18 protein-coding genes are annotated in these 15,481 nt (G+C 49.8%); all 18 read left to right on the forward strand.

The window, feature by feature from the left end; genetic code table 11:
* Positions 1 to 45 precede the first annotated feature (45 nt).
* The 18 genes from ITJ88_RS00525 to ITJ88_RS00610 all read left to right on the forward strand — a co-directional run bounded on the left by ITJ88_RS00525 (position 46) and on the right by ITJ88_RS00610 (position 15,377).
* On the forward strand, positions 46 to 714 hold the full coding sequence (locus tag ITJ88_RS00525) for a response regulator transcription factor (RefSeq protein WP_195864354.1): 669 nt from the start codon (positions 46 to 48) through the stop codon (positions 712 to 714).
* Positions 711 to 2,066, forward strand: coding sequence for a HAMP domain-containing sensor histidine kinase (locus ITJ88_RS00530; RefSeq protein WP_195864355.1), 1,356 nt, complete (start codon positions 711 to 713; stop codon positions 2,064 to 2,066). The genes ITJ88_RS00525 and ITJ88_RS00530 overlap by 4 nt, the downstream gene beginning before the upstream one ends.
* Positions 2,067 to 2,141: 75 nt before the next feature.
* A complete protein-coding gene (locus ITJ88_RS00535) occupies positions 2,142 to 3,170 on the forward strand; it encodes an ABC transporter permease (protein WP_195864356.1) in 1,029 nt (342 codons plus the stop codon).
* Positions 3,167 to 3,835, forward strand: coding sequence for an ABC transporter ATP-binding protein (locus ITJ88_RS00540; RefSeq protein ID WP_195864357.1), 669 nt, complete (start codon positions 3,167 to 3,169; stop codon positions 3,833 to 3,835). Before ITJ88_RS00535 ends, ITJ88_RS00540 begins: the two co-directional genes overlap by 4 nt.
* Positions 3,836 to 3,985: 150 nt before the next feature.
* The gene (locus tag ITJ88_RS00545) at positions 3,986 to 4,942 is read left to right on the forward strand and encodes a tol-pal system YbgF family protein (protein ID WP_195864358.1); all 957 of its coding nucleotides are present in this window, start codon (positions 3,986 to 3,988) and stop codon (positions 4,940 to 4,942) included.
* Between the two features lie 72 nt (positions 4,943 to 5,014).
* The gene (gene upp / locus ITJ88_RS00550) at positions 5,015 to 5,644 is read left to right on the forward strand and encodes a uracil phosphoribosyltransferase (RefSeq protein ID WP_058704132.1); all 630 of its coding nucleotides are present in this window, start codon (positions 5,015 to 5,017) and stop codon (positions 5,642 to 5,644) included.
* Positions 5,645 to 5,770: 126 nt separating this feature from the next.
* Positions 5,771 to 6,904 (forward strand): non-hydrolyzing UDP-N-acetylglucosamine 2-epimerase, encoded by a 1,134-nt coding sequence (gene wecB, locus ITJ88_RS00555; protein WP_195864359.1) that lies wholly within the window; start codon positions 5,771 to 5,773, stop codon positions 6,902 to 6,904.
* Positions 6,905 to 7,675: 771 nt separating this feature from the next.
* Positions 7,676 to 7,894, forward strand: a complete 219-nt coding sequence (locus ITJ88_RS00560; RefSeq protein WP_023469502.1) for an AtpZ/AtpI family protein — start codon at positions 7,676 to 7,678, stop codon at positions 7,892 to 7,894.
* Positions 7,891 to 8,277, forward strand: a complete 387-nt coding sequence (locus ITJ88_RS00565; protein WP_023469501.1) for an ATP synthase subunit I — start codon at positions 7,891 to 7,893, stop codon at positions 8,275 to 8,277. Before ITJ88_RS00560 ends, ITJ88_RS00565 begins: the two co-directional genes overlap by 4 nt.
* Positions 8,278 to 8,285: 8 nt before the next feature.
* A complete protein-coding gene (atpB, locus tag ITJ88_RS00570; RefSeq protein WP_087681510.1) occupies positions 8,286 to 9,029 on the forward strand; it encodes a F0F1 ATP synthase subunit A in 744 nt (247 codons plus the stop codon).
* Between the two features lie 75 nt (positions 9,030 to 9,104).
* Complete coding sequence (gene atpE, locus ITJ88_RS00575) at positions 9,105 to 9,317, forward strand: F0F1 ATP synthase subunit C (RefSeq protein ID WP_023469499.1); 213 nt, start codon at positions 9,105 to 9,107, stop codon at positions 9,315 to 9,317.
* 127 nt (positions 9,318 to 9,444) lie between these two features.
* Positions 9,445 to 9,978, forward strand: a complete 534-nt coding sequence (gene atpF / locus ITJ88_RS00580) for a F0F1 ATP synthase subunit B (protein WP_035410626.1) — start codon at positions 9,445 to 9,447, stop codon at positions 9,976 to 9,978.
* Positions 9,978 to 10,511 (forward strand): F0F1 ATP synthase subunit delta, encoded by a 534-nt coding sequence (locus ITJ88_RS00585; protein ID WP_023469497.1) that lies wholly within the window; start codon positions 9,978 to 9,980, stop codon positions 10,509 to 10,511. Before atpF ends, ITJ88_RS00585 begins: the two co-directional genes overlap by 1 nt.
* A gap of 19 nt (positions 10,512 to 10,530) precedes the next feature.
* Positions 10,531 to 12,039: a F0F1 ATP synthase subunit alpha gene (gene atpA / locus ITJ88_RS00590; protein ID WP_035395863.1), complete on the forward strand. Its 1,509-nt coding sequence runs from the start codon at positions 10,531 to 10,533 to the stop codon at positions 12,037 to 12,039.
* Between the two features lie 42 nt (positions 12,040 to 12,081).
* The gene (gene atpG / locus ITJ88_RS00595) at positions 12,082 to 12,933 is read left to right on the forward strand and encodes an ATP synthase F1 subunit gamma (protein ID WP_058704130.1); all 852 of its coding nucleotides are present in this window, start codon (positions 12,082 to 12,084) and stop codon (positions 12,931 to 12,933) included.
* Between the two features lie 36 nt (positions 12,934 to 12,969).
* On the forward strand, positions 12,970 to 14,388 hold the full coding sequence (atpD, locus tag ITJ88_RS00600) for a F0F1 ATP synthase subunit beta (RefSeq protein ID WP_058704129.1): 1,419 nt from the start codon (positions 12,970 to 12,972) through the stop codon (positions 14,386 to 14,388).
* 26 nt (positions 14,389 to 14,414) lie between these two features.
* Positions 14,415 to 14,828 (forward strand): F0F1 ATP synthase subunit epsilon, encoded by a 414-nt coding sequence (locus tag ITJ88_RS00605; RefSeq protein WP_053454400.1) that lies wholly within the window; start codon positions 14,415 to 14,417, stop codon positions 14,826 to 14,828.
* Between the two features lie 348 nt (positions 14,829 to 15,176).
* Positions 15,177 to 15,377 carry a DUF1146 domain-containing protein gene (locus tag ITJ88_RS00610; protein ID WP_230088486.1) on the forward strand — a complete coding sequence of 67 codons (201 nt, stop codon included), beginning with the start codon at positions 15,177 to 15,179 and terminating at the stop codon, positions 15,375 to 15,377.
* Positions 15,378 to 15,481 lie beyond the last annotated feature (104 nt).

Below are 15,481 nucleotides of genomic sequence, written 5' to 3' on the forward strand. Positions count from 1 at the left end.
AGAAGGGGAAGGGGATTTTTGTTTGTCTAACAAAGGAGGCGTACGATGTATATTTTAGTCGTTGAAGATGACCCACATATCCAATCACTTGTCGTATCGACGTTACAAGCCGACGGACACTCCGTCCGAGCGACAGCAGACGGAAACGAAGCGCTCGCTTGGATTGAAACAATGACGTTCGAAGCAGCCGTGCTCGACGTCTTACTTCCCGGGCAAACCGGTCTCGTCCTGTGTGAGCGGTTACGGCAAAACGGGGACATCCCCATCTTGATGCTGACGGCACTCGGTGAACTGACAGATAAGCGGGACGGTTTTGCAGCAGGTGCCGATGATTACATCACGAAACCGTTTGATCCGGAAGAATTAGTGTTTCGCCTTCACGCCGTGGCGCGGCGTTATCAAAAAGCGGCGCAACCCGTTCTGCATCTCGGGGATGTCACGATCGATAAACGCAGTCAGCTCGTGACGATCCAATCGACCGAGTGGACACTTCCGCGACGCGAATTCGAATTATTACATCAGCTGGCGAGTTTCCCGGGACGGGTCTTCAGTCGCGAGGAATTGATTGAACACGTCTGGGGACTTGATTTCATGGGAGATGACCGGACGATTGACGTCCACATCAAACGACTTCGTGGACGCTTAAAGGAGACGGATCAGATGAAGATCGAGACCGTTCGCGGACTTGGGTACCGCTTGGAGGTCGACGCATGAGGACCCTCTATACGAAAATCGTCGGACTCGTCTGTGTCGTCTTACTCGCGTCCGCCCTGCTTGCGCTTTTAATCAGTAACATCGCCTACTATTCGTTTTGGCAGGACAGCTATAGCCAAAAAGTCGAGGAAGCGGTCGAGACGGCGATCGATTATTACGAGACACATGGTGACGGAAAGACGGAATCGTTTTACCGAATGTTACAAGCAACTGGCTTTCAACTATATGTGCAGACCGAAGACGGAACGGAGCGTTACGGGAATCCATTTCGTGATGAAACGCTCTCGAGTCAAGTCATCGAGCAAGTGAAGAACGGTCAGCCATATTACGGGATGCGTGAGTATCCGTTTCATCTCTTCCTGCTCGGTCTGTTCGATAACGAAGTCATCAATACGTATGGGACGTCAGTCAAGACGGCACAAGGAACGGATGCAATCTTTGTCCGACCGGACTTGAGTCGGCAAATCCGCGAATTACATCTGTTCGTTGGTCTGTTCCTCGGATTGCTTGTCGTGATCAGCTTCCTTTTGCTCGTCTTCTCGATCCGGTATCTCGTTCGTCCGATCCGGCGCCTGACAAAAGCGACGGAACAGATGGCGGACGGTGACTACGGAATCCGCGTCGGAACGAAGGCACGCGATGAGATTGGAGAGCTGTCCCGGCGATTTGACGAGATGGCAACGGCAGTCGAAGCGTCTGATACGGAACGACGCCGGTTCGTCGCAAACGTCTCGCATGAATTCCAGTCACCGCTGACGACGATCTCGGGGTACGCGGGACAACTCGATGTGACGGGAGAAGACGTCAGGAGACGGGCGATCATTCAACAAGAGGCAGCGCGAATGTCGGAGCTGACACGTCAATTATTGATTTTAGCGAAGCTCGATGAAGGACGGCGCTTCAAGCGGCAAGCACTCGATCTACGCGCGAGTCTAGAGACGACACTCGCAACACTTGCCTTTCAGCTCGATGAGCAAGGCATCGCCGTCGCACTCGATGTATCGCCAGCGTTACAGATTCAGGCAGATGCCAGTGCACTGGAACATGTCTTTCAAAATGTCATTCGAAACGCCGTCTCGGTCTCGAAAGAAGGAGCGACGATTCATATTCAAGCGGAAGAACAAGTGAACCAGGTCATCGTCCGAATCAAGGACGAAGGACCAGGGATGACTGAACAACAGATGGAACATGCCTTTGAACGCTTTTATCAAGGCGATATTGCTCGGACGTCACGGGGAACGGGTCTCGGGCTTGCGATTGTTAAAGAGACGATGCGCCAACTTGGTGGGGACACGAACTTGTCGTCTGATTCATCCGGTCTGACTGTGACATTGACTTTTTTACGCATTTGACGCGTGCGTTCATGTTCCGTTCATATTGAAGTCGTATCATCAATCCTGTAGAGAACATACAGGAGGGATCACGCAATGAAGTTAGGATGGAAAGAACTCGTCCGGATGAAAGGACGATTCAGTTGGATGACGATCGTGACGATGTTGATCGTCTTATTGATTTTGATGATCACCGGTCTTGCGGACGGGCTGGCCTACGACAATGGGGCTGCCGTCCGTAATCTACCAGTCGAGCAGTTTGCACTGAGTAAAGACGCGGAAGGGCAGCTGACCCGTTCGTTCTTACAGGCAGATGAGACACCAAAGGGAGCGGAAGCGCTCGGTGTCCAGAACATGGTGCTTGAGAAGAAGAATGGAACGAAGGATGACGTGACAGTCTTTGCGTTACCAGAGACGACGAATTATGGTCCAAAACAGTTGCAATCATTGCAAAAAGGTGAAGTTCTCGTCGATGCCGCGTACGCGGAGCAACGCGGAACCCGTGTTGGCGAGACAATTACGGATTTTCGGACGAAAGAGACGTTTCGGATTGCCGGTACAGTGACGGACGGACGTTATAGTCACGCACCGGTCCTTTGGATGACGGATGAATCATGGCAAGCATGGCAATCGAAGATGGGCACGTCATATGTTTCAGCGTACATCGGTCAGTCGTTGCAAACGGATCAAGCCGTCTTTTCAAAACAAGCGGTCGTTGAGAATGTACCAGGCTATGCAGCGGAGCAAAACTCCTTCCAGATGATGCGGGTCGCGCTCGTCGTCATCGGAGCATTGATTCTGACAGCCTTCTTCTATATTTTGACGATGCAAAAGATGAAACAGCTCGGTGTCTTGAAGGCGATCGGCATCCGGACCCGGACGATGGGAACGAGTTTGCTTGTGCAAGTCATGATTCTGACGAGCCTCGCCTTTGGTGTCAGTGTCGCGATCACCTATCTGACGAGTCGTTTCTTACCGGCGGATCTTCCATTCCGTTTTGAATGGTCGACCAGTCTGATGTACGGCGGCATTTTACTCGTAACAGCGATCCTTGGTGCGCTCGTTCCGTTACGGATGGTCAAGAAACTCGAGGCGGCAGATGCGATGGGAGGAATGAACGGATGATTCGATTAGATCAGATTAAACAACGTTATGGTGAGATGACGGTTTTGCATGACATCAACGTACAAGCAGAAGCGGGTGAGTTGATTGCCCTCGTCGGACCGAGCGGTAGTGGGAAAAGTACATTACTCCAGTTGCTTGGATTGTTACAGACACCAACGAACGGTGCGGTCTACTTCGATGATACGTGCGTCAGTGAAGCAACGGACGAAGAACGTCGTCGCTTACGTCTCGAGGAAGTCGGATTCATCTTTCAAGAGTCGCATCTCGTACCATTTTTGACGGCGGGAGAGCAACTCGAACTGGTCGCCAAGGAAGCTGGACGAACGGTTGACGCGACAGCGGCGCTCGCTGTGTTCGGACTCGAACACCGGAAAGACCATTTGCCGCACGCCTTATCAGGTGGTGAACGACAACGTGTGGCGATTGCCCGGGCATTCGTGAATGAACCACGCCTTGTCCTTGCGGATGAACCGACGGCAAGTCTCGATTACCCGAACGGTCGCCGGGTGATGGAACTATTGCAACAACAAGCGCATGAGTCGAACAAGACGGTCATCGTCATCACCCATGACGAACGGATGCTTGACGTCTGTGACCGGATTTGGCGGATTGAAGACGGGCGGATCACGGAAGCGACAGCATCCCGATCCTATTCTCATAGTTAAACGATTACCACTTGTGTTCGTGTATCACTGTGCGAACACAAGTGTTTTTTTTTGTGATTCGACAAGAAGATAGGGGGAACGTACCATTTGCGGAAGCGTTATCTTTGTTATACTTAACCGTAGTAAAAAAAGATAAGGGTGGAAATAAATGTGAATTTGACAACCTTGATTCAAAACGAATTACAAGCCATTCAGACCGAACGACTGACAGAATGGTTTACCCATAAAAGCCACGAGCGCCGGGAATATCAACGGATGCTCGAAGATTTCAAAGCAATCGTCATCATGCAACAGGCAGGATTTTATGAACAAGCGGATGCTCGTTTTGAACAGTGGAAGACCTTACCGATGCCAGCAGAAGTCTATCGTTATCGCCTGGCGATCGCAGGAAAAGCAGGCGGGAAACGTCTTGCCCAGAAACGACTAGCATCGTTTCCTGTGACGGTTCAGAATCATCCACAACTGAAGGACTGGAAGCGACTCGGCAAACTGAATCCATGGTGGATCGGTGGAGTAGCCGCTATCATCGGTCTTGGTCTCGTCTGGACACAGCTGGACGACGAAACGGGAACACCGGTCGCGACGAAACAGACAGAGGTCGAGCAACAACTCGCAGCACTGCAAACGGAAGTCGAACAGTTAAAAGAAAAAAACGAACAGCTGGCAAGTGAGCAAGAAAAAGCGAAAGCGATCAAACCAGAAAAGAAGGAGACTTCTTCCGCAACAAATCAGACGCAACTACCTCCGAAAGAGGCACTCGAGCAAGGTGTTGCTGCTGTCCAGGCGAAAGACTACAAACGAGCAGACAGTGTCTTGACTGGCTCCGTCTTGACGAACAAGGAGACGGCAGGCATGGCACGCTTCTATAAGTTGATTGCTGCCGGGAAGTTGAAGAAAACGACACAAGCGGACTATATCGCCTATCGGAAAGAATTCCCGAAGTCCGGATACATGAGTGACGTCCTCTGGATGCAAGCGGTCTATGAACAAAAATATAAAAAAGGTGATTATCGTGCGACCTTGCAAGAACTCGCGAAACAACCGGACAATGAATGGTCTTACGCCGCAAAAGCGATTCTTTCTGGTAAGAGCACGCTTGGGAACTGACGAAAAAATAGTTCCCAAGCAGTACGTTTTTAGAGTACAATGCGAAAAGAGAATGGAGAGGAGATGCAAACAATGAGTAAAGTACATGTATTTGATCACCCATTGATTCAGCACAAGATGACGATCATGCGTAAAGTCGAAACAGGAACGAAACAATTCCGGGAACTTGTCGACGAGGTGGCTTCATTGATGGCATATGAACTCACACGTGACCTTCCACTCACAGATGTCGCGATCGAGACACCGGTCACGAAGACGACGCAGAAGATGATCGAAGGCAAGAAACTCGGGATCGTCCCGATTCTCCGCGCTGGTCTCGGTATGGTCGACGGCATGCTTCGCATGATGCCGAACGTTAAAGTCGGTCACATTGGTTTATATCGTGATCCGGAGACACTCGAGCCAACGGAATACTACCTCAAGCTTCCGACAGACGTCGCAGAACGTGATTTCGTCGTCGTTGACCCGATGCTTGCGACAGGTGGTTCGGCGGCAGACGCCATCTCCTCCTTAAAGAAACAAGGGGCAAAGAGCATCAAGCTCGCATGTCTCTGTGCAGCACCTGAAGGCGTCAAACGCGTTCAAGAAGAACACCCGGACGTCGATATCTATCTCGCGGCACTCGACGAGAAGTTGGACGACCACGGATATATCGTCCCAGGACTCGGTGATGCAGGAGACCGTCTCTTCGGAACGAAGTAAAAAAACAGCAAGATACACGAAAAGACCGCAGACGATGATCTGCGGTCTTTTCGTTGCTATTTCGTAAACTGCGCAAGACTGCTGAAATATGCTTTAATGAAAAAAGGAAAAAAGGAGGAAGTCACCATGCCGATTACAGTCATGCCGATTTTCGGGACACGACCGGAAGCCATCAAGATGGCACCGCTCGTCAATGCCCTGAAGCAACACCCTGCTTTTGATGTTCATGTTACGATCACTGCCCAGCACCGCGAGATGCTTGATCAAGTGCTCGAACTGTTTGAGATTGAACCGGATCATGATTTGAATATCATGAAGCAACGTCAGACACTCGTTGATATTACGACGCGTGGTCTCGAAGGACTCGATGCGATCATGAAGGAAATCAAGCCGGACCTCGTCCTCGTCCATGGCGACACGACGACGACGTTCGTCGGAAGCCTCGCTGCCTATTACAATCAGATCGCGGTCGGTCACGTCGAGGCGGGACTGCGGACATATAATAAATACTCGCCGTTCCCGGAAGAGGTCAATCGTCAGTTGACGTCGACGCTTGCGGACTTACATTTCGCTCCGACAGCGCAAGCTGCAGCGAATCTCGCATCCGAGAATCGTCACGCTGGTGTCTATATCACGGGAAATACGGCGATCGATGCCCTGCAGACGACCGTCCAAACCGATTACGTCCATCCGATGCTTGAGACGGTCGGGGATCGGAAGCTGATCTTGATGACAGCGCACCGTCGTGAGAACCAAGGCGAAAAGATGCATCAGATGTTCCGAGCGATCCGTCGTCTCGTCGATGCGTTCCCGGATACACATGTCGTTTATCCGGTCCACCTCAATCCGGTCGTTCAAGAAGCAGCGAAAACGGTGTTTGAGGGGCATGACCGGATTTCGTTGATTGCACCGCTCGACGTGTTCGATTTCCACAACTTCGCAAGTCGTGCGCATTTGATCCTGACTGATTCAGGTGGCGTACAGGAAGAAGCGCCGTCACTTGGTGTACCTGTACTCGTCTTACGCGATACAACGGAGCGTCCGGAAGGGATTGCTGCTGGAACGTTGAAGCTCGCTGGTACGGAAGAAGAGACGATCTATCAGATGGCGACGGAACTCTTGACGAACGAAACACTTTATCAAGAGATGGCGCATGCCTCGAACCCGTACGGCGATGGTCATGCCTCAGAACGGATCGTCCAAGCGATCCTGCATCACTTCGGTCAAGGGGAAGCTCCGGCACCGTTACTCACGAAATGAAGTAGGAGTAGGAAAACACGCGTCATCACCCGACTCCTACAGGATAAAGCGCGACTTGTCGCGCTGTCAGAGACGAACAAGACCCGAATTCACGGGCCGGAAGGAACGTGAATCCTGGCTTGTGTCTCGCCTGAGGAAAGCGGGTGAAGGAAGCGTGGAAAATTCAAAGCAAGATAAAATACTAGTATATGTAGCTCCTTACATGAAGGAGCTACATTATTTTTGTCATTTTCGCTAAAATCAGCCCATTTGTTTAGAAAATGTAAAACCAGATGACCTTGAAACTGGAAAGGAAACGATGACGATTCAAGCTGTGACGTACCGCACGATTGAAAAAATGGAAATCGCTGAAATGTATTGTTACAAACAGATGTCAGAGTTGTTTTTATGTCCCGATTCGGAAGCGTTTTCAATTGTGAACAAAAAATGTTTTTTCACAAAATCGACACAAATCAATTTTAGAGGTCTTGTTTCGCTTGAACGGGCACGATATAACGTTACTATTCAACGGTTTTGTTCACCATATGAACAATCTCTTTAACCGTTGATAGTACTACATATTTTCTTCACATCTTCGTGAAATGACTTGCACGGATGACATCTGTGAAAACCTTATCAATCGTTGATATGTATAGGTTTTTCGGCTCTGTTTTTATTGTGAATTCATTTGACTATGAAAGCTGCTTCATTGTATTCTTGACTAGTATGAAAATCCGCAAATTGTGGGAAAGAAAAAGAGCTCACAATTGGGAAAAAAGGGGGTCGTCTCTAGTGCGCCAAAGTGGGCTCGCGAAGAGTATGGTCATGGCCTCGCAAATTTCGACGGCACTGGCTGCACCGATCGTCATTGGCTTTTTGGTTGGGAACTATGGGGAACAACAACAATGGTGGGAAAAAATGGGTGCAACGTTCGCCGTGTTCATCGGGATTTTCATCGGCATTCTTTGCATGATCGCCATGATCAGGCACTTGTTAGGGGAGAAGACATGAACATCATCCTTCAAGATGCGTTGTATCGTGCGTACTTACGATGGTTTGGACTCTTTTATGGAATCCTGGCTGTCCTGCTGCTCATAGGACGCCCGAGTGATCCAGTCATTTATGGACTAGCGCTTGGTGGAACTGGCAGCTTTCTGATCTTGACGCTTCAACGACTCAGCGTCGATCGGATGTATCGTGTAATCGAGACGGGGCGCAAGCCAGTGTCTCGAGGGACCGTTTCACGCATGGCGGTCGCGGTACTTTGTGTGATGATCGGTTTGAAGTATCAAACTGAATTGTCATTAACTGCGGTGGTAATAGGCCTTCTCGCCGGCCACGTCATACAATTTTGTGAGTTCTTGACTCACGAACTCAAGCGGGAAAAGAGGTGAATAGTCAAATGAACCACGAAATGCCACTTTACGAAATCCCACTCTGGGGTGACTTCGTTCTGTACGGTAGCTGGACGAACTTGATCACAGTATTGATTGCTGCTGCTCTCGTCTTCTTGATTGCCGTGGCCGGTACGCGACGTCTTGTGATGAAGCCAACCGGTGCTCAAAACGTGATGGAGATGTTCCTTGAATTCGTTCGCGGAATCATCAGCAGCACGATGGACTGGAAAACAGGGGGTCGCTTCCTTACGTTCGGAATGACATTATTCCTGTTCATCCTTGTGTCCAACATCATGGGTCTCCCATTCAACGTCGTGACGGGACACTACATTTGGTTCAACTCACCAACTGCAGATCCTTACGTGACACTGGCACTTTCATCCATGGTAGTGGTCATGAGCCATTACTACGGTGTGAAGATGCGAGGCTTCGGCGCTTATGCGAAAACATTCATGACGCCGATGTTTATCATTACCATCATCGAGGAGTTTGCAAACACGTTGACGCTCGGTCTTCGTCTTTACGGAAACATCTTCGCTGGTGAAATCATGATCGGAATCATTCTTTCGATCGGTATCGTCTCTGGTACGAACGATTTCCAATTCCTCGGACCAGTCGGCGCGATCATCTCGGGTATCCCGATGTTGATCTGGCAAGGATTCTCACTCTTCATCGGTGGTATCCAAGCGTACATCTTCCTTATCCTGACGATGGTTTACATCGGACATAAGGCAGCGCACGACCATTAATTCGAAGGTAAAGCATCCGCTTTTCCGATAACAGCACGACAAATCAATGAACATACTCTAGGGAGGCAATTTATCATGAATCTTATTGCAACAGCGATCATCATCGGACTCGGCGCACTCGGCGCAGGTATCGGTAACGGTCTTATCGTAAACGGTACAGTATTAGGTCAAGCACGTCAGCCAGAACTCAAAAACGAACTTCGTCAAACAATGTTCATCGGTATCGGTCTTGTCGAGGCACTTCCAATCATCGGTGTAGCGGTCGGTTTCCTTCTTCTCAACTCTTAATCCACGATTAACGAGAACGGACTACATAGGGCGCTATTCGTTCAACGTTTGAGTGAACCGTCACGGGAGCTTAGGCTCCCTTATGTAGATATTGAAGTTGAACCAACCACGAGGGGAGTGTAATCGAATGAATCTAACGTATCTTGCGGCAGAGGGTGTTGCGGAAGCAAGTAAGCCTCTTATTGCCAACATGATCGTCACGATCGTCGTTTTCCTCTTGCTCCTCATCCTCTTGAAGAAATTCGCATGGGGCCCGCTCGTCAACATGATGAAAGCGCGGGAAGAGCATGTGGCTAGCGAGATCAACTCGGCTGAAAAGAGCCGTAAAGACGCTGAAGTCTACGTAGAACAACAACGCGAAGAATTAAACAAGGCGCGTACGGAAGCACGCGATCTTTTAGAAGCATCACGCCGTCAGGCAGAAGCAGAGCAAGCACGTGCGATGGAGCAGGCACGTCTTGAATCCGAAATGAGTAAGGAAGAAGCACGCCGTGCGATCGAACGTGAACGCGCTGAAGCACAAGCTGCTTTGAAGAACGATGTCGCTCTTCAAGCCATCGCTGCAGCACGCCACGTCATGAAAACACAGCTTGCGACAGACGAAGCGGCTCAAAAAGCACTCGTCGATCAATTCCTTGCTGATACTAAGGGCACGAACTAATGCGTGATCACGTAGCGGGACGCTACGCAAAAGCGCTCTTCGATCTTGCGCTTGAGCACCATGTGCTCGAGCAAGCAGAAGCTGATGTGCGGACGCTCGGCGAAGTGCTCCACGCAACACCAGAGCTCGCTTCGGTTTTAGATAACCCATCGATTTCTGCTGAAGAGCTCAAGCAAGTTCTTCAAACAAGCTTCACTGGCTTCAACTCGATCGTCTTGAACACATTGCTCGTCATGGTCGAAAACGACCGGGCGGCAGAGATCGTTACATTACCGGAACACTTCATTGCATTGTTGAATGAACACCGCAATGTCGCGACGGCAATCGTCACGAGTGCATACAAATTGTCAGACGAGGAACTCACGAAAGTGAAAGAGACGTTTGGCCAAAAATCAGGTAAAACGCTTGAAGTCGAGAACGTCGTCGACACGAGTGTCATCGGAGGACTTCGCGTTCAAATCGGTTACACGACATATGACGGTACGATCGAAACTAAACTAACGCGCCTTGAGCGTGAGCTGTTAAAAGCGTAAGAAAATAGGGGTGAAACGCATGAGCATTAGAGCTGAAGAAATCAGCGCCCTGCTTAAAGCGCGTATCGCGCAGTACGGTTCTACGATGGAAGTGAACGAGACAGGTACGGTCATCCAAATCGGTGATGGTATCGCTCGTGCACACGGACTCGACAACGTCATGTCGGGAGAGCTCGTAGAATTCGCTAACGGCACAATGGGCTTGGCGCAAAACTTAGAAGAAGGCAACGTCGGTATCATCATCCTCGGTGACTACCTTGAAATCAAAGAAGGCGACTCTGTTCGCCGTACGGGCCGCATCATGGAAGTACCAACTGGAGACGCACTCCTCGGACGTGTCGTCAACCCACTCGGTATGCCAATTGATGGTCTTGGTCCAATCGAAACAGAACACTACAACCCGATCGAGCGTAAGGCGTCTGGCGTCATGGCGCGTAAATCGGTACACGAGCCACTTCAGACAGGAATCAAGGCGATCGATGCCCTCGTTCCAATCGGTCGTGGACAGCGTGAGTTGATCATCGGTGACCGTCAGACGGGTAAAACGTCGATCGCAATCGATACGATCATCAACCAAAAAGAAGAAAACATGATCTGTATCTACGTCGCAATCGGACAAAAAGAATCAACAGTCCGTGGCGTCGTCGAGACGCTCCGTAAAAACGGTGCCCTCGATTACACGATCGTCGTTTCGGCAGCGGCTTCACAGCCAGCTCCACTTCTTTACCTCGCACCATTCGCAGGTGTCGCGATGGGTGAACACTTCATGGACCAAGGCAAACACGTTCTTGTCATCTATGATGATCTTTCAAAACAAGCAGCTGCTTACCGTGAGCTTTCACTTCTCTTGAAACGCCCACCAGGTCGCGAAGCTTACCCAGGGGATGTCTTCTACCTCCACTCACGCCTTCTTGAGCGTGCGGCGAAGTTGAACGACGAGCTTGGCGCAGGTAGCTTGACTGCCCTTCCGTTCATCGAAACACAAGCGTCGGATATCTCGGCTTACATCCCGACGAACGTTATCTCGATCACGGATGGTCAAATCTTCCTTCAATCGGATCTCTTCTTCTCAGGTGTCCGTCCCGCGATCAACCCGGGTCTCTCGGTATCGCGTGTAGGTGGTTCGGCTCAAGTAAAAGCGATGAAGAAGGTAGCGGGTACGCTCCGTCTTGACCTCGCATCTTACCGTGAGCTTGAAGCATTCGCACAGTTCGGATCTGACCTTGATAAAGCGACTCAATCGAAGCTTAACCGTGGTGAGCGGACAGTTGAAGTCTTGAAACAAGACTTGAACCAACCACTTACTGTCGATAAGCAAGTCATCATCATCTATGCCTTGACTCGTGGTCACCTTGATGATGTTGCTGTAACGGATATTCGTCGTTTTGAAAAGGAACTCAACCTCTGGCTCGATCAAAACCGCAAACAACTTTGCGATGAGATCCGTAAGACAGGTAACCTTCCAGCAGACGAAGAGCTCGTAGCAGCAATCTCAGAATTTAAGAAAACGTTCCAAGCGACGGTCTAATCCGGCGGAACGCTCTTGATACTAACAAGGTGGTGAATCGAAATGGCATCGTTGCGCGAGATACAAACGCGGATCAACTCGACGAAAAGTACGAAACAGATCACGAAAGCGATGAACATGGTTTCGGCGTCGAAACTGAACCGCGCTCAAGCACATAGCGCGAAGTTCCAACCTTACATGCTGAAAATGCAAGAGGTACTCGGAACCATTGCGAATGGCACGACAGGTGCGAGCCATCCGATGCTCGAGAAACGTCCCGTCAAAAAGACGGGCTACATCGTCATCACATCGGATCGCGGCTTAGCTGGTGCATATAACGCCAACGTGCTGCGTGAAGTCTACCGGGAAATCAAAGAAAAGCATACTACGGACAGTTACGTTCTCTTCGTGGTCGGTAAAGTCGGTGTCCAGTTCTTCCGTTCACGCGGAATCACGGTCACGGATGCGATCACAGGCTTGAACGATTCTCCTTCGTATGTCGACGTCGCTGAGATCGTGAAGCGCACAGTGAGTGCGTTCACGATCGGCGAAATCGACGAGCTCAAGCTGTGCTACAACCACTTCTTATCTGTCATCAGCCAGGAAGTGAAAGTCGAAACGCTTCTCCCACTCGGAGAAATCGAAGCTTCGTCTTCGACGACTTATGAGTACGAGCCAAGCGAGGAACAAATCCTTGCGGAACTCCTCCCGCGTTATGCGGAGAGCTTGATCTTCGGTGCGCTTCTTGACGCGAAAGTAGCAGAACATGCGTCACGTATGACAGCAATGCAAAGTGCGACAGATAACGCAGATGACTTGATCGGTCGATTGACTCTCGTCTACAACCGAGCTCGACAAGCTGCGATCACGCAAGAAATCACAGAGATCGTCAGTGGGGCTGCTGCGCAGCAGTAATCCCGACTGGCGTAACGATAGGTAGGAGGAAACACGATGAACGAACTCGGTTTAAAAGGCCGCGTCGTCGCGGTCATGGGACCTGTCATCGACGTTAAGTTCGAAGGACACTTACCGAACATCTACAACGCGCTCCGTATTCAATATACGCCGCAAACTGTAGAAGAAGTGGCTATCGACTTGACGCTTGAGGTCGCCCTGCACCTTGGTGACGACGTCGTCCGTACCATTGCGATGGACTCTACGGATGGAGTACGCCGTGGAATGGAAGTACTCGATACGAATGCTCCAATCTCGGTACCCGTCGGAGAAGCGACACTTGGTCGCGTCTTCAACGTACTCGGTAACCCAATTGATGAAAAAGAAATCGCTGCTGACGTGGAACGTCTTCCGATCCACAAAAAAGCACCGACTTTCGATAACCTTTCAACGAAAGTTGAAATCCTCGAGACTGGAATTAAAGTCGTCGACTTGCTCGCTCCTTACATCAAGGGTGGTAAGATCGGTCTCTTCGGTGGTGCCGGTGTAGGTAAGACCGTCCTCATCCAGGAATTGATCAACAACATCGCGCAAGAGCACAGCGGTATCTCGGTATTCGCAGGTGTTGGTGAGCGGACGCGTGAAGGAAATGACTTGTTCCACGAGATGACGGATTCAGGCGTTATCAAACAAACAGCGATGGTCTTCGGTCAGATGAACGAACCACCGGGTGCACGTCTTCGTGTTGCCTTGACTGGTTTGACAATGGCAGAATACTTCCGTGATGAGCAAGGACAAGACGTTCTTCTCTTCGTTGATAACATCTTCCGTTACACACAAGCAGGTTCTGAGGTATCGGCCCTTCTCGGTCGTATGCCATCTGCCGTTGGTTACCAGCCAACACTCGCAACAGAGATGGGTATGCTCCAAGAGCGAATCACATCAACAAACAAAGGTTCGGTTACATCGATCCAAGCAGTTTATGTACCAGCCGATGACTATACTGACCCGGCTCCTGCGACGACGTTTGCTCACTTAGATGCAACGACGAACCTTGAGCGCCGTCTCTCTGAGATGGGGATCTATCCTGCCGTGGATCCACTTGCTTCAACATCACGCGCCCTTTCACCGGAAATCGTCGGCGAAGAGCACTACAGTGTTGCACGTCAAGTTCAGGAAACACTTCAGCGTTATAAAGAACTTCAAGATATCATCGCGATCCTCGGTATGGACGAGTTGTCAGAAGACGACAAATTGACTGTACACCGTGCGCGTCGTATCCAGTTCTTCTTGTCGCAGAACTTCCACGTAGCTGAGCAGTTCACAGGACAAAAAGGATCGTACGTCCCAGTTAAGGACACGATCCGCGGCTTCAAAGAAATCCTCGAAGGTAAACACGATGACTTAACGGAAGAAGCATTCCGTCTCGTCGGTCCGATCGAAGATGCGATTGAAAAAGCGAAGGCGCTTGTCTAAGTGACAAAGCATAAGGGGGACTTGAGATGAACACACTTCATGTCAATATCGTCACCCCGGATGGCGAAGTGTATGATGGCGATATCCGTATGGTCGTTGCGAAGACGATTTCTGGTGAGATCGGGGTTCTCCCGCACCACGTCCCACTCGTGACACCACTCGATATCAGCATCTTGAAGTTGCGCCACGAAGATGGCGGACGCACGTTGATCGCTATCAGCGGTGGCTTTATGGAAGTGCGCCAGGATACTGTAACGGTTCTTGCGGAAACTGCGGAGCAAGCAGACAAGGTCGACTACGACCGTGCTGCAGCTGCGAAGGTTCGTGCAGAACGTCGTCTCCAGGACACGAAATTATCAGAACTCGAATTCAAGCGTGCTGAACTTTCACTGAAACGAGCAATTAACCGTCTCAGCTTGAAAGACTACGGTCGCGATTGATTTGATGAAACCCCGGTTCCGTTCGCGGAACCGGGGTTTTTTTATATAAACCATCAATGATTTTCCGTATGGCAACCGTTTTCGCAACACGATAAAGGATACAGGTTTAAAATACTGCAAAAATGTAAAAGAACAGTATATGCCTCGTCTTCACGAATTCTTCAACCTTTTTTCAGTAGAAGACCAAATTTATCTTCAATAAATATATTTTATACGCTAAAATTAATTCAGCGTGTTCTTTTTTGTTTGCGCAATCATTCATTTTATGAAATCATAGTAGAGTTGAAGAAACTATGAAGAAGAGGTGCAACGAAAGTGACATCTATTGGTGTGAGTGCGTTAGTTAGTATGCTGGTCTATATCGTGGCGATTTTGCTCGCTTGGTGGTCCTTGTTACCAGTCAAATGGGAGAAAATCCTGCAACATCCTAAAGGACCGCATGCGGTAGCCTTACGAACGATTCTTGCGATTGCACTCGGATCCATCGTAGCGCGCTTTTTACTGGATTATGCCGGTTTTGCACAACGTCTTCAGTTTTTAATCGGGTGAACTTGTAACTGCATTGTAAACCCTGAAATGGTAATTTGTTTTACCATGGAACAGGACACTGCTCTTTCAATGAAGGAACACAGTCATTTAGCAATCATCTAACA

This window comes from Exiguobacterium abrahamii, assembly GCF_015645365.1.
GTDB lineage: Bacteria > Bacillota > Bacilli > Exiguobacteriales > Exiguobacteriaceae > Exiguobacterium_A > Exiguobacterium_A abrahamii.